The organism is Salinispora goodfellowii, from assembly GCF_059570675.1.
In genome coordinates, this window is record NZ_JCANTD010000036.1 from 15,949 (window position 1) to 39,161 (window position 23,213).

The following is a 23,213-nucleotide window of genomic DNA, read 5'->3' on the forward strand; positions in this document are numbered from 1 at the left end:
TCACGGGAACGGGTGGGGAACGGAGTGGATTTCGTCGTCGCGCAGGTCGCGGTCGAGGAGCCCGGCGGCGCGGAACGCGGTCCGCAGCCGCCGCGCGTGCGGGGCGCGCTGGCGCAGCCAGCCGAAGTCGATCGGCAGGAGTCCCGGAACCAGCACACTCACCGTCGTCAGGCCCAGCTCGCGCTGCTCGGGGGTGGTCTGGTCCACGACGATCACGTCAAAGCCCTGCGCGGTCACCTGCTTCAGGCAGCGTTCGAGATCATCACGCAGGTCGGTGGTGATCGGTGGGGCGGGACGGTCCCGCTCGTACAGCTGGGTCATCGGGACCGACGCGGTGCCGTGATCCAGCAGGAACGCGGCGTGCCGCGCCATCTCCGGCAGGCCATAGAGCAGCGGGTGGTCGTGCAGGCCCTGCACCCGGGAGAAGTCGGTCGTCATCCGACGCAGCCGGGTCTCGTCGGCGCGGGCGCGAACCCGCACCATCACGGAGTCGGTGGCGATTTCGCAGAGCGCGGCGGTGATCGCGACCTGCGGGTCGAGGCTCGCCCCGCCACCGAAGGCGAGGGTACCGAGACCGCCGTCCTCCCGAACGGCCACCGCGGTCACCACCGGGATGTCGAAGGTCATCCGGGTGTCGAAGAATCGGGCCCGATAGCCGTACATCGCCAGCCGGTCGACCATCATCCGGGCCCGTGGTTGGTCGATGCTGGCCGGGTCGAGCTCCGGTAGGGGCCGGCCGCCGTACCAGGCCAGCAGGAAAGCGTCGCGCTCGATCGCCTCCATCAGGCCGTGGTAGATCGCCTCCACCATGGATCCGCCGGAGGCGCAGCCGTTCGAGGTCTCCTGGACGAAGCGCTCCTCGACGCTCGCCACGTGGTAGTAGGCGAGAATCTCCGGTACCAGCAGGGGGCGCTGGTCCCGCAGTGACCAGCCCCAGACCCACGTGATCGACCGGTCCACCTCGAACCGGTGCAGGTACGGATTGGCCTGATAGAAGGCGTCGGGGTAGAGCCCACACTCGCGTGGGTCCAGGGCGTCGTCGCCCAACTCCCGTAGCGTCGCGGTGACCACGGTGCGCTTGCCCCGCGGACGCAGGCCGGCGGCGCGTTCCATTCCTTCCAGCACCGCAATCCGGGCGCTGCGTCGGTAGCCGTCGGCGTGCCCGCCGTAGAGCGTCTCCCGTAGGAAGCGGCCAGATCGCAGGGTGAACGAGCCGACCGCTGGGGAGGTGGAGAGCGAGGTGACGTCCTGCCACAGACTGCCGCCGAGCGCCCCGCACACCGGGTTGGCGAACGCCGCCACATCCAGCGGGTAGTCGTTCAGGTCCCGGCCGCGAAACGTGCCCGCCTCCGCCTTCGGGGTGGCGGGCAGCTCGATCGCCGCCAGCTCCGGTGCATCGGTGACCAGATCGCCGCAGCCCGGGCACTCGGGATCGGGCAGCAGTGGCACCTGCTGCACCCGCAGGGTCGACAGGTCGACCTGAAACACCGTGCTCGGCGTCCCCGCCCCGGTGCGGGCCGGTCCGGTGACGGCACGGCCGTGGGCCGGTCCGGTGACAGCGCGGCTGCGGGCCGCTGAGAGCGGGTCGGCGGTGCGACGTGCCGCGATCAGCGCGTGCAGGAAATCGGCGACGAGCGGGGTCGCGTACGGCCAGGGACCCGCCACGGCCGTGTCACCGCCCAGCTCCACCGCGTCGCGCAGGTCGCGGTGGCGCACCGCCTGCCAGCGACGGGCGAGGCAGGTCGAGCAGGCCGCTGCCGGCGGCACCGGTGCGATCAGCGCCAGCTGCCCGTAGAGCAGCACCCGCGGTCCGCGCTCGGGGCGGGCCGTCGCCCGGTGCTCGTCCCGCACCCCGAGCGCGACTACCTCCGCGTCGCAGCCCCGCTCGGCGAGCAGCCGGGTCAGCCCGGCACAGACCAGGTCGTCGGTGGCGGCCGCAGCGTCGCTCATCGGTCGCCTCCGGCGGCCAGCAGCACCTTGACCGCCACCAGCCCGCCCGCGGCCAGGTCCGCACCGCCGACGGGTGCCACCAGCACGTCGTACCCGCGGCCCGGCAGCCGCGGTAGCACGTCGGCCCAGCGGCGACCGGCCCGTTGTCCGGCAGCTTCGTCTCGGCGCGGCCCGGCGACGTCCACCTCGCCGTGCACCGGCACCGTGCCGGCGTCGAAGTCGATCAGCACCGGGTCGCCGGTGTCCGGTACGGCCTCGGGGTCCTGCGCGCGCAGTTGGGCCTGACCAAGCACGTCACGTAGCACCGCCGCGGCCGCCACCGTCCAGTCTGGATCGGCGGTGAGGGCGTACGTCCATTGGCTGCGGCCCGGGTCGTAGGAGCGGGCCAACAGCACCGCCACCCCGGTGTCGCCCTGTCCGTCGAGGTCGAGCAGTTCCACGGTGCTGCCCAGGTTCGCCGTCGACCTGGCGAGGAAGAGCAGCTCGGGGGTGACGCCGATAGTGTCGAAGCAAACCTTCTGGACAGTCTCCTGATCGAGAATGACCTGCCGGAGCCGCTGCCCGGCGAGCGCCGAGGCGAGACCCACCTGGACGGCCTCGGTAAGGCCCCCGCCCGCTCCCCCGCCCGCACTGGTCGGCTCGACACCATGCCGATGGTTGGCCGCCCCGAACGGCTCCAGCACGGACATCGGCACTGCCACCGCCTGGCGGGTGAACAGTGACCGGGCGGTGGCCCACGCGTCCGGCTCGGCGGCATCCCAGCCCGAGGCGAGGCCGAGCCGGGTGGCATCGATCCGCGGGAGGTCGCGGGAGGCGGGGACGGCGGCCGCGATCCTGCTGGTGTTGACGACGGCCGCGATCCGCAGTGCCCGCAGCCGGGCGGCCGCGACGTGGTGAACATCGAACGCGGCCACCGTACGACGCTGGCCGCCGCCGTCGGTGAGCTCGACCGCGCCGACCTTGACCGGGGTCTGGTCCCAACGCTCGTCGGCGTAGCGGCGGAACACCCCCAGATGCGGCTGGAGTAGCGGCTGGTGGGCCTCGAGCCGGGCGAGCGTTTCCTGCGCCTCGGTGGCCGGGTCGGCCCCGGGCCCGGTCTCGACAAGTGTGTCGTCCAGCCCACCGGTGCCCCAGGCCGATTCGGGCGGGGCCGGCCGGCAGAAGGCGCACCGGGGGTGCGGGAGCAGTTGCTCGGTCAGCACGTCGAGTGCGGCGAGGTGCTGCACGATCACGCTCCCGTCGGTTTCGGCGGGCAGCGCGCCGGTGGTCAGCCGGAACACCTCGTACGCCAGCAGGTTGCCGATCATCGCCGCGAGGGGGCCGTCCGGCTCGGCGGCGGCTGGCGCGGCCCCGGACGGCAACGCCGCCGCCTGCCACACCCGCCCGGCGCCGCCGGTCTCGTCGTTGTCGGCGAGCCGCAGCATGACGCAGCACCAGCATCCGGTCCGGCCGGCACCGTGGACCGGGCCGACCAGCATCCGCCCGCCGGCGACCCAGGCGGGCAGCAGGGACTGGCCGGGGGGAATTCCGGCCGCGAGTAGCCGCAGGGTGTCGCGGGGCGCGTCGGCCCCGGCGGCCACGACCACGATCTCCGCCGCGGCCAGCTCGGACCAGCCGACCTCGGCGCCCGGGTCGGGTAGCGGCACGGCCGTTGCGGCGCAGCCGGCGGCGTTCAGCTCAGCCAGCTCCGGGGTGAGCCGCCGGATGACCGCCGGCGAGCTGGTCACCGTGGCGGCGCCGTTGCGCAGGAGCCCGGTGGCGCAGGCGGTGGCGACCGGACCGGCGCCCAGTACCGCGACCGAGGTGTTCCGGAAGGTGGCGAAGCGTTGCGGCGCCCGGTCGGCGTAGTGGTCGAGATAGGCGACCTGGGTGGCGAAGTGCGCGGCCACCGTCGGGCCCAGCATCGTGGTCGGGTCGACCTCGGCCTCCGGCACGTCCCGGGCGAAGCCGCGCGCGTAGAGAGCGGTCACCAGCTCACCGATCATGGCCCGCTGCCCGGCGGGCAGGCGGGCGCAGATGTCCGCGACCTGATGCCGCCCGTTCAGGTGCGGGACGAGCAACGACGCCAGCCGGTACGCGCTCCCGGAGGAGAGCCGGAAGCCGCTGGTGGCGTTGTGGAACACCACTCCGTCGTCGGTCCGGGTGAACAGCACGTCGTGGCGCACCCGCGGCCGGGTCTGCGCCACCGTGTCGTAGGCAGTGCTCATCGCAGGGGTCCCTTCGCTTGGTGCGGTGGGCCGGAGTGGGGGGCGTGCCGTTGGGCCACCAGCTGGGCGTGTCGCCGCAGCAGGGCTCGGATCCAGTAGTGCTCCGCGGCCTCCTCGACCAGACTGTGGTCCACCAGCCCGTCGAGCAGGTCGTGAGCCGTGGCCGGGTCAACGTCGAGCAGCTCCGCGGCCACTGCGGCGGTGCTGGCGGTGGGGGCCGCGGTGGCCAGCCGGACGAAGGCCGCCGCCAGGGTTTCGCCGGCTCGGGACAGGGCCTCGTCGAAGCGGTGGCCGAGTGACATGTCCGGTTCACCGGGCAGACTCAGGCGGCTCAGCGGGTCCACCCGCAGCCACTCCACCGCCGCCGCGAGGCCGGTCCGGGGGCGCAGCAGGATGCGGGTGGCGGCGATGCGCAGCGCGAGTGGCAGGTGGTCACAGAGCACCGCGATCTCCGCGGCACTCTCTGGGTCGGCATCGACCTGCTCGGGTCCCAGCACGGAACGGAGCAACTGGAGCGAGTCGCCGGGGTCGAGCGGCTCCACCCGGTGCAGCCAGCCGCCGAGGCGGGTGACGGGGCCAGAAAGGCTCTGCCGGCTGGTCAGCAGCAGCGCGTCGCCCGGTGCCAGCAGGGCCGGCATGGTTCGTAGGTGACTGCCGTTGACCACGTCGTCGGCGATCAGCAGTCGTCTGCCCACCCGGGTATCGTGACCATGGTCGAGCGGGGTGAGGGCCTGCCCCTGGGCGTTCTGCAGCGATGCGGGGGCCGTCGCCACCCGGAGTTGGCCGCCGGGGAACTGGGGGGCGACGAGCTGCCCAACGTGCTGCGCCAGTGCGGTTTTGCCGACGCCGGGTGGGCCGGTGAGCACCACGATCGGGCAGTCCGCGCGGAGGCGGTCGGCGATGGTCGCACCGAGCGCGTCTCGGCCGATCAGGCTGGACACGACCGGGCGCCGGGGCACCGCGATGGCGGATCGGCCCACCGGGGCGACCGGAGTGGAGGCTTCGCCCCGCAGAATGGTCAGCTCCAGCGCACGCAGGGTCGGGCCCGGAGCGATGCCGAGTTCGTGGCGAAGATGTTCCCGGATCCGGCGCAGTTCGGCCAGGGCGTCCGCCTGCCGACCGGTGCGGTAGAGCACCGAGGCGAGTTGCGCGGAGAAGCGCTCGTTCGCCGGGTACGCGCGGTTGGCGGTCCAGAGGTCCACGAGCGCGGAACGGTCCCGGCCGAGGCTGATCTTCAGATCGCACACCCGCTCGATCGCCCGAACCCGCTCCTCGCTGATCCGGGGTACGACGTCCCGGTGCAGCGTCTCTGATGGCACGTTGGCCAGCATCGGGTCACTCCACAGCGCGAGCGCCTCCTCCAGCCTCGCCAGTTCGGCCTCTGGCTCGGTGGCCTCGCGGGTGTGGCCGATCAGGTCGCGGAAGCGCATCAGGTCGACGGTGGCGGCGCTGGCGGTGATCCGGTAGCCACCCGGCACTGTCTTGATCACACTGCCGGTGATGCCGTGGCGGTGGAAGAGTTGCCGCAGCCGCAGCGTGCAGGTCTGCAACGCGGCCTTGGCCGAGGCGGGCTGCGCGTCGCCCCACACCGCCTGCTGCAGCGTGCTTACCGAGATCACCTCGTCGGGGTGCAACAACAGCGCGGCGAGCAACGAGGTCACCTTCGACGGTGGCAGAACCAGCGTGTCCCCACCGCTGCTGAGGGTCAACGGGCCGAGCACCTGGAACACCGCCGGTCGGGCTGGCGGGTCACCGCCGGATGGGCGCACCGCAACCGGCTCCATCGCCATCTCCCGTCCACGCGGACGCCCGGCACTCGTTCACCCCGGCGGCGGCACGATGTGCTGCGTTCGGTCGCCCCCCGCTGCCCGATATGGTCTGAGACCACCCGGCATTTGCGGCGATGCTGCGAGATCTGGAGCAAATTCGGGAATTCGGGTGGGCAGGGCGATGTAGTGGCCTCGCGACCCGTTCCCCTAATCGGATTCGCGATTCGAGCACCGCTGTTTTCACAAATGTGTCGACTATCCATATCTGCCCGGTACGCATCGGGCACCTCCCCTCAGCTGCCACCTGCCCCATGGCAACGCCGCTGCGATCATCGTGCGGTTCCGGCGTCGCCCGCGTCAGCACCCCGGGCGTTGCCGGAACCGGCCGTGGCCGGTTCCGGCAACGCCCGGGGCGGCCAGGGCCGATGGGCCGGCCCGGGCGACCGTGACGCCCGGGCGCGGGGAGGGACGACGGCACCGAGCCGGGTCTTCGGAGCGACCCGGGGCACCGGACGCCGACCGGCCTGGACACGGGTCGCACCGCGAGGGTCGCTCGATACCAAACAAAGGCGAGGCTCAATATCCGAACCTTGCGGAGGAGGCAGATTTCACTAATGTGAACACCTGGCAGAACTGGTGGAGGCAACCTTGCTCGACAGGCTAGGCATATCGGCGGGAATCGAAGCCGTCTACTGGGCGATGGTCGAGCACCCGACCTGGAACGTCGATGAACTCGCCACCACCCTGGACGTTCCGGAGGCGGTCATCCGCGATGCCTTCTCCGCCCTGACCGACCAGGCAATCATCCCACCTTCCTCCAACCAGGAAGGCAGTCTGCGCTCGGTGAGCCTGCGGCTCGGCCTGCTCGCCCTGCTGCACCAGGCCGAGCAGCAGACGATCACCCAGCAGGCGAAGCTCCTGGCGGCCCGGGCCTCGGTGCTCGCCCAAGCTGCCAGCCACGACACCCATCGCGGGCGGGAGGAAATCGTGCGGCTGGAAGGAGCCGACACCGTGTGGGAACGCCTGACCGAGCACGCCTGCACCGCATCCGAGAGCATCATGACGCTGACCACCGGCCGGGCGATGCCACCGGGAAGCATCGAGACCGCCAAGACGCTGACCCGGATCGCCCTCTCCCGCGGGGTGACGATCCGCCACATCTACCAGGAAAGCACGCTGGACGATGCCGGATCCCGGGCATACGCCGAGCTGATGGCGGAGCAGGGCGAGGAGAGTCGGGTGATGTCCGAGGCGCCAATTCGGATGACCCTGGTCGACCGGCAGTTCGCCCTCATCCCGATCGGGCCACGACCCAGCCGGGGCGCGTTGGAGATCCGCGGTAGCTCCCTGGTCTCCACGCTGTGCCTCCTCTTCGACCTGCTCTGGGAGAAGAGCAGGGAATTCCCGAGGTCAGCCACGGCCGACAGGGACGGCCTGACGGACCAAACCGTTGCCATCCTCCGGCTACTCCGGCAGGGTCGTACCGACGAGGCGATTGGCCGCCAACTCCAACTTTCCGAGCGGACCGTCCGTCGCACCGTCCACGACCTGATGCGACGCCTCGACGCGAAGAGTCGATTCCAGGCCGGTGTGGAGGTGGCACTGCGCCGCTGGATCTGACCCCACCGCAGGCTGGACCGCGTCCATTACCGGCTCGTGACACATCGCGGACCATCCGCTGATATCCGGGTGACAGCGTCAGCCGCATGATCCAAGACGTACGGGCGCTGGCCAAGGCCGTGGTCGACCTGGCAGCGGTCGCCAGCAACGTGCGGGCGATCGCAGCCGTGACGCGTACCCCGTTGATGGCGGTGGTGAAGGCGGACGCCTTCGGTCACGGCGCGGCGATGGTGGCCCGGGCAGCGTTGGACGCCGGCGCCGCCTGGCTCGGGGTGACCTCGGCGTCCGAGGCGCTGGCCCTGCGCCGGGCCGGCATCAGCGCCCCCACGCTCAGCTGGTTGCATCGGCCCGACGACGAGTTCGACGCGTTGGTCGCCGCCGACGTCGATGTGGGCGTGTCGACACCGACCCACCTCCACGCGACCGCCGAGGCGGCGCGCCGGTTGGGCGTGCCGGCGATGGTGCAGCTGAAAGCGGACACCGGCCTGTCCCGCAACGGGGCCGGCGGGGAGCACTGGGCGGAGCTGGTCGCCCGGGCCCGCAGCTACGAGGTGGCGGGCAGCATCCGGGTCCGCGGCGTGTGGTCCCACCTCGCCGACGCGGACATTCCGGGGAGCCCGGTGCTACGGCGGCAGGTGACACGGTTCGAGGAGGTACTCGGGATCGCCCGGGACGCCGGCCTCCAGCCCGACCTCGCGCACCTGGCGAACTCGGCGGCCGCGCTGTCCGCCCCGACGTCCCGCTTCGACCTCTGCCGGATCGGGCTGGCCCTGTACGGCGTCGATCCATTCGGTGGGCGGGGGCCCGACAGGTTCGGGTTACACCCCGCGATGACGCTGTGCACGAGCGTCGTCAACGTGAAGCGGGTGCCCGCCGGCACCGGCGTCTCGTATGGACTGAGTCATGTGACCACGAAGAAGACCACGCTGGCACTGGTGCCGCTCGGCTACGCCGACGGCCTGCCCCGGACCGCCGAGGGCCGCGCCGCGGTGTGGCTCGCCGGCCGGCGCTGCCCGGTCGTCGGGCGCATCGCCATGGATCAGTGCGTGGTTGACGCCGGCGACCTTCCCGTGGCGATCGGCGACCCGGTCGTGGTCTTCGGCCCCGCACAGGGCGACCAACCGACGGTCGCCGAGTGGGCGGGGTGGGCGGGCACCAACCCCAACGAGATCCTGACCGGAATCGGGGCCCGGGTGGCCCGCGAGTACCTGCACGAGATGGTGATGACCTGATGAGTACGCGACTGGCGGTCCTCTACGGTGGGCAGAGCAACGAACACGAGGTGTCCTGCCACTCGGCGGAGAGCATCCTCGCCGCGCTGGACCGGGACCAATACCAGGTCACCGAGGTGTTCATCGGCCGGGACGGCGGGTGGCGGGTCGACGGTCAAGCCGTGCCGCTCACCACGGCCCTGCGCGCGCTGGACGTCCAGGACGTGGTGTTCCCTGCCCTGCACGGTCCGTACGGTGAGGACGGCACCGTCGCGTCACTGCTGGAGTGGCTCGGCACCCCGTACGTCGGCAACGGGGTCTTCGCCAGCGCCGCCGGCATGGACAAGGCCACCACCAAAAAGCTGCTCAGCGCCGAGGGCCTGCGGGTCAGCCCCGGCGTAACCCTGCGCCCCGGTGACGGTCTCGCCCCGGCCGACCGGCAGCGGCTGGGCCTGCCGGTCTTCGTGAAGCCGGCCCGCTCCGGGTCCAGCCTCGGCGTCACGCGGGTGGACGACTGGGCGCGCCTTCCCGCCGCACTGGCCTGGGCACGGGCAGCCGATCCGAAGGTCGTGGTCGAGCAGGCGGCCGGTGCACGCGAGATCGACGTGGCGGTGCTGCAGCATCCTGACGGCCGGGTGGAGGCCGGTCCCCCCTTGGAGATAAACGTGACCGATGCCGATTTCTTCGACTACGGCGCGAAGTACGAGGACGGCGCGGTCTTCGACATTCCCGCCCGGCTCGACTCCGCCACCACCGAGCTGCTCCAACGCCAGGCGGTACGCGCCTTCCACGCCCTCGACTGCCGTGGGCTACTCCGGGTCGATCTCTTCCTGCCGACGAGCGGATCCACCGAGCCCATCGTCAACGAGGTCAACACCTTCCCCGGGTTCACCCGCATGTCGCAGTACCCACAGATCTGGCAGCGGGCCGGCATCGAGTTCCCGGCCCTGCTCGACGTCCTGATCCGCGGCGCGTTGACCGACTACGGCCGACCGATACCAGCCGGGATGAGCCGCCGCACGCCGACCCCACGACCCGGTCCCCTCGGCGTCACCACCGACGCCGGTCCGGACCGGCTAGGACCCGGCCGGGCTGGGGTAACGGTCAGCTAGCCCGGCTAGTTGGGACAGGACTGGGGGCTCAGGTGGCCGTCGGAGCCATGCAGGGTGACCGTGGCGAGCTGCCCGGCACTGGCGGCCGCGCGGTCCACGGTGCAGAGGATCTGCCGGACGCCGTGCACTGACAACGTGGTAACCGGGCTCGACAATGTCACCACGAGGTGGGCACCGTCGGCGCTCGGGGCGACCTCGGCCGGAGCGGCGTCGGCGGGTACCTCGCTCGTGAACCCCTCGCGACGTTCGTGCACCGTTGGGCCCGCCGCCAGGAGCCGAAGCACCTCGGCGGGGGGTAGGTCCGGCGCGACCGGGCGGATCACCAACGCGAGAGTTCCGTTCCGGACCAGGTAGAGGCTGACGCCCTCGGCCGGTCCACGCACGGCGGGACCTCCCCAGATCACCCCGCTGGGCTGGACCCCGCATCCCGCGGCGAGCAGGGTGACCAGCACCAGGAGCACCGCGGCTCGACTCCGGGCCGCCGGGCGTCTCCGGGCCGCCGGGCGTCTCCGGGCCGCCGGGCGGCCGATCACCGTCCGGCTCCGTCGCCGGGCTCCTCCGCCACCCGCGGCAGGCGGAGCGTGAACACGGCGCCGCCGGTCGACACGGTCCCGGCCGTCGACGCGCTGCCGGCGGTCGACACGTTGGCGACGGTGAGGCTTCCCGGCTGCCCGGTGTGCCGGTGCAGCCGAGCGTTCTCCCACGCGATCGCCAGCCCCAGGCCGCTGCCCTCGGACCGGGTCCGGGCCGAGTCCGCCTTGTAGAACCGCTCGAACACGTGTGGCAGCACCTCCGGGTCCAGACCAGGTCCGTGGTCGGCGACCTCGACAGTGAACCAGTCCGGCTCGTCATGCAGCCGCAGTGACACCGGTTCGGCACCATGTCGGAAGGCGTTACCGACCAGGTTGGCGACGATAACGTCCAACCGACGCGGGTCCAGGCGGGCCATGATCCCCTCCGGTAGCTCCATCCGGACCCGGTCGGCCCAGCCCCGCGCGCGCAGCGTCGCGGTCAGGGCCGCGGCCACGTCCACGTCATCCAGGGCGAGTCGCGCCGTACCCGAGTCGAACCTGCTGACCTCAATGAGATCGTCCACCAGCCGGGCCAGGTTCTGCGTCTCCGTACTGATGAGTCGGGCAGCCCGGCCGGCGTCCCCGGTCAACCCGCCCACCTCCTCGTCCAGGACGTCGGTGACCGCTGACATCGCGGCCAGCGGCGTACGAAGCTCATGCGAGACGTCGGCCACGAAGCGTCGCGCGTCGGACTCCATTCGGCGCAGCTCAATGAACTGCCGCTCCAGCGTCTGAGCGGTGCCGTTGAAGGTCCTCGCCACCTCGGCCAGTTCGTCGGCACCTCGGACGCGCAGCCGGGTCGTCAGATCACCCTCGCCAAGCCGCTGCGCGGCCCGACCCAGTTCGCGTACGGGGGTCAGCACCCCGGCCGCCGCGACCAGGGCCAGCAGGACCGCGAGGATCATTGACAGCCCACCGGCTATCCAGGCCAGGGCGGCGAGCCGGTCGATGCTCTGCTGCTCCGACAAGAGGCTCCGACCGGCGTAGACCTCCAGCCCGGAGGCTCTGGACCGCCCATCCGGGTGTTCCAGCAGGAGCTGGGTCCCGATGAGAAGAACGGGAAAGCCGTCCTGCGAGACGCGTTGCCAGGCCACGACGCGCGCCCCGACCGCCTGCTGCAACTCTGGGGTGAGCAATGGCGACACCTGGCGGCTCCACGTCCGCATCTCGTGGTACTGAAGCACCACGGGCCAGCCCTCACTGGACAGGACCTCGGCCATCTCGTCGAGCTGCTCCTGGGTCGGCGGGAGCTGGCCCAACGGGTACAGCTTGCTGAGTTGCTTGGTCAGCGACACCGCCGCGTCGTCCTGCGCCTGCTGGAGGATGACTCTCCGCGCCTGGAAGTAGCTACTGCTGGCCACCACCGCCGTGGTCGTCAGACCCAGCAGCACGAAGGCCAGCAACAGCCGGACCCGGAGACTCCAGGCGCGACCCACCACCCGGCGCCAACGCCTCACAGCGGCCCGAACCGGTACCCGAACCCGCGTACCGTCTGCACGAGGACCGGCTTCGAGGAGTCATCCTCGATCTTGGCCCGCAGGCGCTGGACGCAGGCGTCCACGAGTCGCGAGTCGCCGAGATAGCCGTGCTCCCACACGGCCTCCAGCAGCTGCTGCCGGCTCAGCACCTGGCCCGGCGCGCGGGAGAGCTCGAGCAGCAGGCGCAGCTCGGTCGGCGCGAGACCGACCGGCACGCCGTTCCTACGGACCACCAGCGCGGCGCGGTCGATCGTCAGAGCGCCGTGCCGCTCCACCGGCTCGCCGCCGCTCCGCCGGGTCTCGCCCCCGGTCCGCCGGAGGACCGCACGGATTCGCGCCTCCAGCACCCGGGCCCGCACCGGCTTCACCACGTAGTCGTCGGCGCCCGCCTCCAGGCCCGCCACAATGTCGATGTCGTCGTTGCGGGCGGTGAGCATGATGATCGGGAGGTCGCCGAGGCTCCGGATCCGCTGGCAGACCTCGAACCCGTCCATCCCCGGCAGCATGAGGTCGAGGACGACGACATCGCAGGCGTCCTCGTGCACATGGGCCAGTCCCTGCTCGCCGGTCGCCACCGCGTCCACCGTGTGGCCCTGCCGGGCCAATGCCAGCTGGAGCCCCTCACGCACCGTTAGATGATCTTCAATCAGTAGAACGCGGGACATGTCGCCGAGTATCGCATCTTGCGCCGAATCGGTTTCACGTGTGGAGGGCAACCTAATTCAACACGCAGCGGCGAATGCCCCCTATCCCCGCCGAGGCCGGATGGTCGGCTTCGAACCGGGCTTGGTCAGAAAGCCAGTTGGGCCCGCTTGTCAGGCATGCCGATCTACGCGGCGAAGGTGAACCCTTCGATCCGTAGCCGACGCAGCGCGGTCTCGTTGCGCACGTCCGGCTCCACCACGATGCGCTGGGTGGCCGGTGAGCCGCTGGCCGGGGAACTCGCCGATCCCGCCAGCCGGGCCGCTGCGGACCCTGGCCCCGCCCTGGTCGCGGCCGTCGGCGGCCCACTGGGACGGGTACGTGCCTTCGCGACCCTACGCGCGGTGGCGAACCTGGGCACCGGTGTCGGCGCGGTCCTGGCAGGGCTCGCCCTGGTGGCCGACACCCGGGCGGCGTACCAGCTGCTGGTGCTCGGCAATGCCGCGACGTTCGCACTCTCCGCGATACTGATCATGCGATTGCCTCCGTTTCCGCCCGGGCCGGTGCCGGCCGCCCGAAGCGGGGTCTCGGGCCAGCGCTGCGGGACGCCCCCTTCGTCGCCGTCGGCGCCACCTCAGCGGTGCTCTCGCTGCACTGCGCCGGGCGGTGGCGCGCTGGTCAGACCTTGAGGAGGTCCACGTCGTCCCGCGCGATCGACCCGTCACGAGAGGCCAGCGTCATTCCTTCCACGGCTGCCTGCGCCACCAGCATCCGGTCGAAGGGATCGCGGTGATGAGGTGGGAGGCGCCCAGCGGCGATCGCGTGGGCGTGCGTCACCGGCAGTTCCTGAAAGCCCATGCCTCGGACCCGCTCCGCGAGGTCGGAGGGACCGGCGAGCTTCCCCGCCGCCTGCTTGATGGTGATCTCCCAGAGGGTGACCGGAGAAAGGAAGATATCCGGGTCATGACGAAGCCGATCAAGGAATGCCGGGTCCAGGTTCGCATCACCGGTAATGGCCCAGAGCGCGACGTGGGTATCCAGTAACAGGCTCATGCGCCGATGCCGAAGCTGTTGGCGATATCGTCATTGGTTTGCGGCGAGTCCCATTCACCGGAGAGGTCCAGCTGCCCCGCGAGGGAGCCGATCGCGGTGCGGTTGACCCGGCGCACCAACGGCACGACTTTCGCTACCGGGGTGCCCGCCCGGTCGATGAAGACCTCCTCACCGCCTTCCACCCGCTCGATGATGCGCGACAGGTGAGTCTTGGCGTCATGCATGTTGTAGTGCACAGCTTCGGTCAAGACGGCCACCTCCCGGGTTAGCTAACACCTTAGCCGACAGCGCCGGACAGCTTCGCTGATCGGGAAGCAGTCCGGGCGACGCCCAGCACGCTACGAATAATGAGTAACCACCAGTTTGTACATGCTCGCCTGTCCGTAGTTGGAGCTACTACACGGAGCGGAGTTGCCGCAGTTGGCCAGGGTGTAGGCCCCGGCCTTGAAGAAGTTACTGGATCCCGTGTGCCCGATGGTCGCCTGGAGGGCACCGTTGTAGTAGGCCCGGACCTGCCCCCCACTGACCACGAATCTCCCCTCGAAGACCGTGTGCAGTTGATAGTTGCTGGTGATCAGCTTGTAGTCGCTGTCGTTTCCCTTGGTGATGTAGAGGTTGCTGCCCTGGAGGCGGAAGGTGGTGACGTCGTCGTTACCGTCGTGGATCTGGGCACCGACGACGTGCGGCTTGTCATTGGGGAGCCGGTTGAACGCCAACCGGAAGGTCAGGGTGTGGGTGCCCGAGGTGGCCGACCAGGCGGCCTGCCGCGTCCCGTTGTTGGTCATCTCGCGCAGCTCGGAGCGCGAGTAGCTGGAGCCGGAGGTGGTCACCCCGTTGACCGGGGCGCGGAACTGCACCCCCTGACAGCTGTGGTTCACCTGGAACCAGGGATGCACCGAGTAGGTGGCGAGGGCCGGCTGCTTAACCTCGGTCGGCGAGCCGGGCGAGCCGGTCGGCAGGGTGACCTTCCAACTGGTGAGGTCAAGCTTCTGGGCGGGGTAGTCGCAGGGGGCTGCGGCAGCGGTGCCGGTGGTCACGACGAGGGCAGCCGTGATCGCCACCGTGGCCAAGACGGCGGTGACGAGCCGGTACGCAGGTGCGATCTTCATTGCTGGGTACCTCCCGACGGGCACTGGTAGTGCCGGCACCAGGTACGGGCAGGCATTAGCAAACCGCGCGGCGCGCTCAGTAATTCCAGATCAGTTGAGCGATATTCACATGTGTTAACTGTGCGACGCCAGTTTCTAAAAGATTAACGGAAACGCCTGATGTGCGTCAATTAATACCGCGACCGTCGCGCGCCACACGACAACCCACCCACCGACCGCACCGGGGAGCACCACAGCCCGACCGAGCGGGCGGGCGCGACTGCGAGCACGGGTGAACTCGGGGGCGAGGGCGAGACCTCAGCCCCACCACCCACTCGTTACCTACCTGTTACTTCCTCAAAACGGCGCGAGCCAATATGTTGTAGCTTACAACAATCGATGGGAGCGTTCTCATCGCTGACCGAGGCGCACCACTCACCACCAGTAATGGGCGCTCCCTACCATCCACCACGAGCCGACGGCGCGCGGTCGACCCCCCTGCCTGCGCACCCCTACCCCCATCCACAGGAGGCATCGTGCATCCAGAACCTGATCGCAGGCGGGGCGGCTTACGTACCCGAACCGCCGCCCTACTCACCCTCACCCTCACCGGATCCCTGCTGGTCCTGCCCGGGGCCGCGCAGGCGCTACCGGACCCGGCCCCCGCCGCCAACACCGCCGTCGCGCCAGCGCCGGCCGGCGCCGTGCAGACCGTCGAGGACTACGAGGACGGCGTACCCCCCGAGGTTCTACTCTTCGCCTCCAGCGATCCCGAACGGCCCGAGGTGGGCACCGTCGCGAGCGACGACCGGCCCGGCGCGGGCGGCGACAACGACGCCTTCTCCGTCCGGTACGACATCGAGGGTTGGGGTGGCTTCACCCACAACTTCATCGCGCCGGACGGGCACCAGGACTGGCGGGCGTACGACGGCTTCTCGTTCTGGGTGAAGGGGGACGGCAGCGGCCGGCAGATCCAGTTCGAGATCAAGGACGGCGGCGAGCACGGTGAGGCGTCGGAGCTGTGGGAGTCATTCTTCATCGACGACTCCACCGGTTGGCAACAGATCCGGACGATCTTCCCCGACTTCGCCTGGCGCACCAGCTACCAGCCGGCGGACGGCCCCAAGGACAAGGAGTTGCAGCTCGACCGGATGTGGGGCTTCGCGGTAAACCTGCCGCAGGGCGCCGGAGAACTGCACTTCGACCAGGTGGAGCTCTTCACCAACGTGGCGACGGTCGCCGACTTCGAGGCCCCACAGCCACAGCTCAACCCGCCCGCTGAGCAGCCCGGCATCATCACCTTCAGCGGTGACGACTCCCGCATCCCGGAACTGAGCTACGTCAACGCCGCCCGCGACGGCACGCCCGCCGACAACCAGGCCCTCTCCGTGGCCGTCGACACGACCACCAGTTGGGCCGGCTTCGCGCAGAACCTCAGCTTCAACACCGAACCGCAGGACTGGAGCAGCTTCGGCGGGTTCCGGTTCTGGTACTTCAGCCCGCTGACCGTGCCACCGGCCGCGCCCGGCGCCGGGCGTCGCATCGACGTGGAGATCAAAGACGGCGGGGTAGACGTCGACCACAGCGAGCTCTGGATCACCAGCTTCACCGAGGACTGGGTCGGCTGGCGCCTGGTCGAGCTCCCGTTCTCGCAGTTCAAGTACCGCACCGACTACCAACCCATCGGCGGCATCAACCAGGAGCTGGACCTCGACCAGATGTGGGGCTACGCGATGCAGCCCCGCTCCGGGTACGCCGACACCTTCCGCATCGACGACGTTGAGGTCTACGGCGTCCCGCAGGTCGGGCCGACGGTGCGGGTGGCCGCTGACCCCGCGGTCAGCCTCCTCGACGAGGGCGAGTCGACCACCGTCACGATCCGGCTCACCAACACCGATGACGCGCCGTTGGACGACGAGGTGACCCTGCGGTACGCCACCGGCGCCGGCACGGCCACCCCCGGCGAGGACTACGAGCCGGTCGAGGGAGAGTTCGTCTTCCCCGCCGGCACCGCCTCCGGAACCACCCGGCAGGTCACCGTCCAGACCCGCTCCGACGAGCAGCCGGAGCTGGCGGAGAACATCCCGCTGACGCTGACCGGCAACGGCATCGCCGTCCCCGAAAACCCGCCGAACATCGTGCTCAACGCGCACGGCCTGCCGTACCTGGACGAGACCCGGCCGATTGAGGAGCGGGTCGCCGACCTGCTCGGACGGATGTCGGTCGAGGACAAGGTCGGCCAGATGACCCAGGCCGAGCGGAACGCCCTCGACTCGCCGAACGACCTGGCCACCTGGCGACTCGGCTCGCTGCTCTCCGGTGGTGGCTCGACGCCCACCCCGAACACCCCGGAGGCATGGGCGGACATGGTCGACGGCTACCAGACGTACACGTTGCAGACCCGGCTGCAGATCCCGCTGCTCTACGGCGTTGACGCGGTGCACGGTCACAGCAACGTCCAGGGCACCACGATCTTCCCGCACAACATCGGGCTCGGCGCGGCCCGCGACCCGGAGCTGGTCGAACGAGTCGGGCACGTCACCGCCGAGGAGACCCGGGCCACCGGTCCGCAGTGGTCGTTCGCACCCTGCGCCTGCGTGGCCCGCGACGACCGGTGGGGGCGCACCTACGAGGCGTACGGGGAGGACCCGGCGCTGGTGGTCGCCAACGAGACGGTGATCGACGGGCTCCAGGGCCACGAGCTGGCCGACCGGAAGGACGCCGACCGGGTGCTCGCCTCGGTGAAGCACTACGCCGGCGACGGCGGGACCGAGTACCGGCCGGGCGACGGGGGGTACCCGATCGACCAGGGCGTCGTCGTCATGAGCCGGGAGGAGTTCGACCGGGTCCACCTGGACCCATACATTCCGGCGGTGCGAAAGCACAACGCGGGAACGATCATGCCGTCGTACTCCAGTGTCGACTTCACCGACGACGGGGTCGGCAACCCGGTCAAGATGCACGCCCACAAGGAGCTGCTCACCGACGTCCTGAAGGAGGAGATCGGCTTCGACGGCTTCCTGATCAGCGACTACGCCGCGATCGACCAGATCCCCGGGGACTACGACAGCGACGTCCGCATCTCGATCAACGCCGGGCTAGACATGATCATGGTGCCGAACGAGTACCAGCGCTTCGAGGAGACGCTGCTCGGCGAGATCGAGGCCGGGAACATTCCGATGTCCCGCATCGACGACGCGGTCAGCCGAATCCTGACCCAGAAGTTCCACCTCGGACTCTTCGAGCAGCCGTTCACCGACCGGACCAACCTGGCCGAGGTGGGCTCGCCCGAGAACCGGGCGGTGGCCCGCGAGGCCGCCGCGAAGTCCCAGGTGCTGCTCCGCAACACCGGTCAGGTGCTACCGCTGGCCAGCACCGGCAAGCTCTACGTCGCCGGCGCCAACGCCGACGACATCGGCGCGCAGGCCGGCGGCTGGACCATCACCTGGCAGGGCGGCAACGGCGACATCACCCCCGGCACCAGCATCCTCGACGGCATCCAACAGGTCGCGCCGGACGCCGAGGTCACCTACAGCACCGACGCCTCCGCCTCGCTGGACGGACACGATCGGGCCGTCGTCGTGGTGGGCGAACAGCCGTACGCGGAGGGCATCGGCGACGTCGGCAACAACGGCTTCACCATGACGTTGAGCGCCGCCGAGCAGGACACGGTCAACACGGTCTGCTCAGCGGTGGACAACTGCGTCGTACTGGTGATCTCCGGTCGGCCGCTCGTGCTCGACGACGCGCTCGCCCCCGCCGACGCCGTGGTGGCCTCCTGGCTGCCCGGCACCGAGGGGGCCGGCGTCGCCGACGTACTCTTCGGCGAGCAGCCCTTCACCGGTCAACTGCCGGTCTCCTGGCCGCGTTCGTTGGACCAGGAGCCGATCAACGTCGGCGACGCCAGCTACGACCCGCTCTACCCGTACGGCTGGGGCCTGCGCACCGACGCGACCCGGGACCGGCTGCACGACCTGCGGGCCGAGCTGGCCGAGATCGAGCAGGACGGCTGGACCCGGGCCGCGGTGCAGGTGCTGGACCGGTCGCTGCGCAACGAGCGCTCCTGGCAGGACGACGGCTCGGTCCGCGACGAGCCGCGGGTGGTCACCGAACTGACGGTGGTCTCCACCCTGCTGGCCTTCAGCGGCCAGGACAACGCGGCACAGCACAAACTGCTGGTGTCGACGCTCCGAGATGTCACGCAGGCGGCGATCGTACGGGAGGGTGTCACCGCCCCCTCGGCGACGCGGACCTCCACCCTGACCGCGGACGCGGAGCACGCGCTCCTGACCGGCAAGCCGACCACCGCGACGTGGAAGCTCGCCGCGGCCTGGCGGATCGCGGCCGGCTGACCGTAGCCAGGTGGGCGGCGCCCGGGTTCAACCGGATCCGGGACGCCGCCCCACCACAACACGAAGGCCCGGCCCGCGAGTGGGCCGGGCCTTCGGCTGTCGTCAGGTTCCCCGGAAACCGGGCTTCCTGGGGCTGGTCAGTGCTGCTTGACGTGGTGCACGAAGACCCGCCACGCCGCCGGACCGAACACCAGGGCCGGCCCGGTCGGATCCTTGGAGTCCCGAACACCCACGAGGTCAGAAAGGTTGTCCGCGACCTCAACGCAGTCGCCATTCGCGCCGCTGCGGGTGGACTTGCGCCAGACAGCGCCGACTAGGTTACTCACGGTTATTCATCTCCTCGATCAGTGTGGTTACAAACTTGTCTGCCTCGTCCGGGTCAAGAGCCTTTTCCGCTAGCTCTGCCCACACTGCATCGTACGTTTCGGTCTCGCCGGGCTTGTCGAGGTAGAGCGCCCCCGTCAGTGACTCACTGTATATGGTCGACGGCTCGTGTCTACCCGCCTCGTCTGGCGGGAAGTCCAAGATAGTGAACGCCCCCGAAACCGATGCTCGATGTGGTCCGGCCCCAAGGGGCAGTGCCCTCACACTGACGTGGGGTCGCTCGTTCGCCTTGAGCAGGTGCCACAACTGCTGTGCCATTGCGCCAGGAACAGCGGGGGTACGCCGCAGCGCCCCTTCACAGATGATCACCTCCAGATGGGGCGGCGGGGGGAAGTGACGTGACAGTAGGCCCTGCCGCTCCAGCTTCACCGCCATACGTCGCTCGACATCCGCATCTTCCAGGTCAGGCCGATCAGCTCGGACCACCGATTCCATGTACGCGTGCGCCTGAAGTAGACCGGGGATCAACGCCGGCTCGTACTTGCGTATCCGGGTGGCAGCACCCTCTAGGCCCACATACAGCTCAAACCAACCCGGGACGGCGTCCCCGTACGCGTGCCACCACCCTTTGGCCTTGGTTTCTCGTGCCAGGGCGACCAAACCTGCCGTCATGTCCGCTGTGGCCTCGTAAAGCTGGCAGAGGATCTTGACATCAGTAGCACGAACCGGGACGGACCCCTTCTCAATGCGCCAGATCTTCTGCGGGCTGCACTCCAACTCATCCGCCGCCGCCTTGATCGTGATGTTGGCACTCTCCCGTTGCGACCGCAGAAACCTACCAAGCTGCCTTCGGGGCACCGTCGATCCTGCATCTGCTTCCATGACCCTCCTTCCGTGGCGGAACACACGCACACGCTCGATGGAATACTTTCCAAGAAGCTTCCGCCACGGTCAACATTCTCCAGCAAACCCCACCATGGAATATTGCATCACCTTCCCCCTGAGGGCAGCATGATGACATCGACGTGCCATCGGGAGGCCGAGGTGTCCATAACTGCCGCTGTGTTGACGCTGGTGATTGGCCTAGCCATAGGACTGTTGATCTCTCGAAAGTCTGGCGCTTGGTGCCCGACGTGCGGCGAAACAAAACGCTGCTTGCGATCCCACGACCACCCCCGCTCCAGGTTCGATAGGAGGCGACGATGAACATTGCAGAGGACTTACCAAAACGGACATCTCGAGCCGCACTCGCTGAATTGATCGAACCCCAGCGTCCGCCCATCAGGTCTGAGGAGGATCTTGAGCTGCTGCTGTCCGGCCTTCGCGCGGTCGGTCGGGCCCGCGTCGGCTACACCGAGCACCCCACAAACGAAGTCCTTGAAGCTGTGCTCACCGGGCTGCGGAGGCTTCAATGACCGACCACAACAGACCCGAGGAGTTGCGTCCCCGCCGTGACCCGTCCGGCCCACCCCGATTGCCGGACGGTGACCGGGTGCACCCGGAGTATCCGCCGGACATCAACCCACCCACCGCCCGGCAGAAGCTGATCACCGCGCTGATCGTGGTAATCGTCGTCACCGCCATCGTGATCGGGGCGATCCGGTGATCGACCGGCCGCATCCGCCGATGCGCCCCCGGTGGGGCTGCGAGACCTGTCGGGCCGAGTGGCCCTGCCCGTCGGCCCGAGTCGCCCTCCTGACCGAGTATCGCGACAACCGTGTCGCGCTCCGTCTCTACCTGGCGGCACTATTGGCCGAGGCGGACGCCCAACTCGAACAGGTCCACAAGGAATCCGGCCTCTATCACCGCTTTCTGTCGTGGACCTAGGCAGAGTGGCACGGCTGCCGCCGCTATCCGCTACATGCCTCGCGCCAAGGCCCGTCCGGCTGCAGCACGCGAAGCACTGTCAACAGTTCCGGCGGCTCGACTGGATCTGGAAGCGCGGTCAGATCCGACCACGACACCCACGCATGCGAATGCAACTCGACCTGCTCGTCCGGGAGCAGACCGGTCCGGGTCAGTGAGGGCCGGTCCACAGCGAAGTACGCCACGAAGAAGTCCTCCGGACCGATATACCGCTTGCCCTTCCACCGCACAGTGCGCTCGACCCGCACCCGCCCCCTCGGCGACGCGAACCTCCACCCTGACCGCGGACGCGGAGCACGCGCTCCCCCAGAAACCGGGCTTCCTGGGGCTGGTCGATGCTGCTTGACGTAGCGCACGAAAGCCCGCCACGCCACCGGACCGAACACCAGGGCCGGCCCGGTCGGATCCTTGGAGTCCCGAACACCCACGAGGTCAGGAAGGTTGTCCGCGACCTCAACGCAGTCGCCATTCGCGCCGCTGCGGGCGGACTTGCGCCAGACAGTGCCGACTAGGTTACTCACGGTTATTCATCTCCTCGATCAGTATCGTGACAAACTTGGCGGCTCCCACAGCTATGCCCCGTCAACGTCACCTCCATCGATGAACTGTCCACCGGGTAGTGCGATGGCGCTGTTGACGAAGTCGAACTACCGTCAGCCCACGGACAGACAGGCGTTCTCCGTGAGGAGTTGGTCGTGGCTACAGCTCACATAACCGCCGGGCAGTTCCCCGTCCGTGTCCTTGGCGGCCCGACCGCCCTCTTCGAGTACGGCGGGTTGAGATTCCTCACCGATCCGACCTTCGACGCTCCGGGTGACTACTACGCGGCGGGCCAAAAGATCCTGACCAAGACCGCTCCCCCTTCCGGCGGTGTCGCCGACCTCGGCCACGTCGACGTGGTCCTGCTCTCACACGACGAGCATCCGGACAACCTCGACGACTCCGGCCGGGCTCTGCTCGCCGACGTCCCCCGCACCCTCACCACGCCCGGCGGCGCGCGGCGCCTGGGCGACAGGGCCAGCGGGCTGGCCGACTGGCAGCCGATCGAGCTGGATCGCCCCGGCGGCGGCACGATCACTGTGACCGGTGTGCCCGCCATCCACGGACCCGGCGCGCGCGAGGACGTTGAACGGGTCACCGGCCAGGTCGTGGGTTTCGTCTTGACCGGCGAGGACCTGCCGACCTACTACGTCAGCGGCGACAACGCCTCGCTCGGCTCCGCTCGGGAGATCGCGGAGCGCTTCGGACCAATAGACACAGCCATTCTCTTCGCCGGCGCCCCGCGCTTCCCTGGCCTACTCTTCGACGGAGCGCCCATCGTCCTTACCAGTGCTCAGGCCGCTGAGGCAGCCAGAATCCTCGGCGCTCGCCGGGTGGTTCCCGCCCACTACGACAGTTGGGCCCACTTCACCGAGGGCCGCCACGAACTCGTCACCGCTTTCACCGCCGCTGGGCTGGCCGACCGTCTGGACCTGGACAGCCGACGCTGAACGGGGCAGAACAATCCCGGACGGGGGACGGTCGTGGCCGGGGACTGGGGGCATCAGCTGCCCCTCTTCACCACGCCGCCGCAGGTGCCGGGCGGCCCGGCCGGGGCGTCGCGACGGTGATGCGCCCGACGGTGGTCAACGTCAGGTCGCCCTCGGGGGTACGGGCGGATTCCAGCACCCGCGCCGCGTCGGCGGTCGCCGCGTCGAGCCGATCGGCCGGCAGGTGTTGTAGCAGTGCCCGCCCGCCGTGCGACCACATCCACCGCATCCAGTGGTTCACGTCGTGGAACCTGCTCTCGACCCGGTGCTCGCTGATCGCGGCGACGTCGAGGCCGGCCGCCGCCATCGTCGCCGTGATCGTCTGTTCGTCGTCGAACGGGCCGGCGGTCGGCGCGGGCGGGGGCTGCTCCGCCGGTAGGTGCGCGGCCAGGGCGTCCATCGCGGCGATGAAGCCCGGGTCGTACGCGCCGGGGGTGCTC

The 23,213-nt window shown here is 69.8% G+C and carries 20 protein-coding genes and 3 pseudogenes; 9 read left to right on the top strand and 14 right to left on the bottom strand.

Going from position 1 to position 23,213, the window contains the following annotated elements; translation table 11 throughout:
• Genes T398_RS23095 through T398_RS23105 form a run of 3 tightly spaced genes read right to left on the bottom strand, consistent with a single transcriptional unit; the run spans position 1 to position 5,947 of the window.
• Positions 1-1,950: a TOMM precursor leader peptide-binding protein gene (locus T398_RS23095; protein WP_496449928.1), complete on the bottom strand. Its 1,950-nt coding sequence runs from the start codon at positions 1,948-1,950 to the stop codon at positions 1-3.
• On the bottom strand, positions 1,947-4,157 hold the full coding sequence (locus T398_RS23100; RefSeq protein WP_496449930.1) for a TOMM precursor leader peptide-binding protein: 2,211 nt from the start codon (positions 4,155-4,157) through the stop codon (positions 1,947-1,949). Before T398_RS23100 ends, T398_RS23095 begins: the two co-directional genes overlap by 4 nt.
• Complete coding sequence (locus tag T398_RS23105; RefSeq protein WP_496449932.1) at positions 4,154-5,947, bottom strand: AfsR/SARP family transcriptional regulator; 1,794 nt, start codon at positions 5,945-5,947, stop codon at positions 4,154-4,156. The genes T398_RS23100 and T398_RS23105 overlap by 4 nt, the downstream gene beginning before the upstream one ends.
• A 678-nt stretch (positions 5,948-6,625) precedes the next feature.
• Between T398_RS23105 and T398_RS23110 the strand changes: the two genes are divergently transcribed.
• The 3 genes from T398_RS23110 to T398_RS23120 all read left to right on the top strand — a co-directional run bounded on the left by T398_RS23110 (position 6,626) and on the right by T398_RS23120 (position 9,869).
• Positions 6,626-7,546, top strand: a complete 921-nt coding sequence (locus T398_RS23110) for a LuxR C-terminal-related transcriptional regulator (RefSeq protein WP_496449961.1) — start codon at positions 6,626-6,628, stop codon at positions 7,544-7,546.
• Between the two features lie 86 nt (positions 7,547-7,632).
• The gene (alr, locus tag T398_RS23115) at positions 7,633-8,778 is read left to right on the top strand and encodes an alanine racemase (RefSeq protein WP_496449933.1); all 1,146 of its coding nucleotides are present in this window, start codon (positions 7,633-7,635) and stop codon (positions 8,776-8,778) included.
• Positions 8,778-9,869, top strand: coding sequence for a D-alanine--D-alanine ligase family protein (locus T398_RS23120; protein ID WP_496449934.1), 1,092 nt, complete (start codon positions 8,778-8,780; stop codon positions 9,867-9,869). Before alr ends, T398_RS23120 begins: the two co-directional genes overlap by 1 nt.
• A gap of 5 nt (positions 9,870-9,874) precedes the next feature.
• Here the strand turns inward: T398_RS23120 and T398_RS23125 are convergent, their stop codons facing one another.
• The 4 genes and pseudogenes from T398_RS23125 to T398_RS23140 form a co-directional block, all read right to left on the bottom strand.
• Positions 9,875-10,402, bottom strand: coding sequence for a hypothetical protein (locus T398_RS23125; RefSeq protein WP_496449936.1), 528 nt, complete (start codon positions 10,400-10,402; stop codon positions 9,875-9,877).
• On the bottom strand, positions 10,399-11,880 hold the full coding sequence (locus T398_RS23130; protein ID WP_496449938.1) for an ATP-binding protein: 1,482 nt from the start codon (positions 11,878-11,880) through the stop codon (positions 10,399-10,401). The genes T398_RS23125 and T398_RS23130 overlap by 4 nt, the downstream gene beginning before the upstream one ends.
• Positions 11,881-11,894: 14 nt before the next feature.
• Complete coding sequence (locus tag T398_RS23135; protein WP_496449939.1) at positions 11,895-12,584, bottom strand: response regulator; 690 nt, start codon at positions 12,582-12,584, stop codon at positions 11,895-11,897.
• Between the two features lie 52 nt (positions 12,585-12,636).
• A pseudogene (locus tag T398_RS23140) lies at positions 12,637-12,841 on the bottom strand (GNAT family N-acetyltransferase); the annotation flags it as partial.
• Between T398_RS23140 and T398_RS23145 the strand changes: the two are divergent.
• The gene (locus tag T398_RS23145) at positions 12,741-13,250 is read left to right on the top strand and encodes a hypothetical protein (protein ID WP_496449966.1); all 510 of its coding nucleotides are present in this window, start codon (positions 12,741-12,743) and stop codon (positions 13,248-13,250) included. The pseudogene T398_RS23140 and the gene T398_RS23145 overlap by 101 nt on opposite strands.
• Here the strand turns inward: T398_RS23145 and T398_RS23150 are convergent.
• The 3 genes from T398_RS23150 to T398_RS23160 form a co-directional block, all read right to left on the bottom strand.
• Positions 13,240-13,614, bottom strand: a complete 375-nt coding sequence (locus T398_RS23150; RefSeq protein WP_496449941.1) for a type II toxin-antitoxin system VapC family toxin — start codon at positions 13,612-13,614, stop codon at positions 13,240-13,242. The two genes, T398_RS23145 and T398_RS23150, sit on opposite strands and share 11 nt — an antisense overlap.
• Positions 13,611-13,838: a type II toxin-antitoxin system Phd/YefM family antitoxin gene (locus T398_RS23155; protein ID WP_496449963.1), complete on the bottom strand. Its 228-nt coding sequence runs from the start codon at positions 13,836-13,838 to the stop codon at positions 13,611-13,613. The genes T398_RS23150 and T398_RS23155 overlap by 4 nt, the downstream gene beginning before the upstream one ends.
• Before the next feature lie 114 nt (positions 13,839-13,952).
• On the bottom strand, positions 13,953-14,723 hold the full coding sequence (locus T398_RS23160; protein ID WP_496449943.1) for a polysaccharide lyase family 7 protein: 771 nt from the start codon (positions 14,721-14,723) through the stop codon (positions 13,953-13,955).
• A gap of 515 nt (positions 14,724-15,238) precedes the next feature.
• On the opposite strand from T398_RS23160, the gene T398_RS23165 reads away from it, so the two are divergent.
• Entirely contained in the window at positions 15,239-19,054 is a 3,816-nt protein-coding gene (locus T398_RS23165; protein WP_496449945.1) for a carbohydrate binding domain-containing protein, read from the top strand.
• A 137-nt stretch (positions 19,055-19,191) separates the two neighbouring features.
• Here T398_RS23165 and T398_RS23170 read toward each other — a convergent pair whose 3' ends face one another.
• A complete protein-coding gene (locus T398_RS23170; protein ID WP_496449946.1) occupies positions 19,192-19,380 on the bottom strand; it encodes a DUF397 domain-containing protein in 189 nt (62 codons plus the stop codon).
• Positions 19,373-20,260 (bottom strand): helix-turn-helix domain-containing protein, encoded by an 888-nt coding sequence (locus T398_RS23175; protein ID WP_496449948.1) that lies wholly within the window; start codon positions 20,258-20,260, stop codon positions 19,373-19,375. Before T398_RS23175 ends, T398_RS23170 begins: the two co-directional genes overlap by 8 nt.
• 320 nt (positions 20,261-20,580) lie before the next feature.
• Here T398_RS23175 and T398_RS23180 point away from each other — a divergent pair, with 320 nt between their 5' ends.
• From T398_RS23180 to T398_RS23190, 3 genes are read left to right on the top strand one after another with little or no spacing between them, the layout of a single operon-like run.
• A complete protein-coding gene (locus T398_RS23180; protein WP_496449950.1) occupies positions 20,581-20,793 on the top strand; it encodes a hypothetical protein in 213 nt (70 codons plus the stop codon).
• Entirely contained in the window at positions 20,790-20,984 is a 195-nt protein-coding gene (locus tag T398_RS23185) for a hypothetical protein (RefSeq protein WP_496449952.1), read from the top strand. The genes T398_RS23180 and T398_RS23185 overlap by 4 nt, the downstream gene beginning before the upstream one ends.
• Positions 20,985-21,004: 20 nt before the next feature.
• Complete coding sequence (locus T398_RS23190) at positions 21,005-21,205, top strand: flavin reductase (protein WP_496449964.1); 201 nt, start codon at positions 21,005-21,007, stop codon at positions 21,203-21,205.
• Between the two features lie 23 nt (positions 21,206-21,228).
• On the opposite strand, the gene T398_RS23195 is transcribed toward T398_RS23190, so the two are convergent.
• Positions 21,229-21,765, bottom strand: a complete 537-nt coding sequence (locus T398_RS23195) for a DUF397 domain-containing protein (RefSeq protein ID WP_496449953.1) — start codon at positions 21,763-21,765, stop codon at positions 21,229-21,231.
• A 103-nt stretch (positions 21,766-21,868) separates the two neighbouring features.
• Here T398_RS23195 and T398_RS23200 point away from each other — a divergent pair.
• A pseudogene (locus T398_RS23200) lies at positions 21,869-22,734 on the top strand (MBL fold metallo-hydrolase).
• A gap of 67 nt (positions 22,735-22,801) precedes the next feature.
• Here the strand turns inward: T398_RS23200 and T398_RS23205 are convergent.
• Positions 22,802-23,213: pseudogene (locus T398_RS23205) on the bottom strand (methyltransferase type 11); the annotation flags it as partial.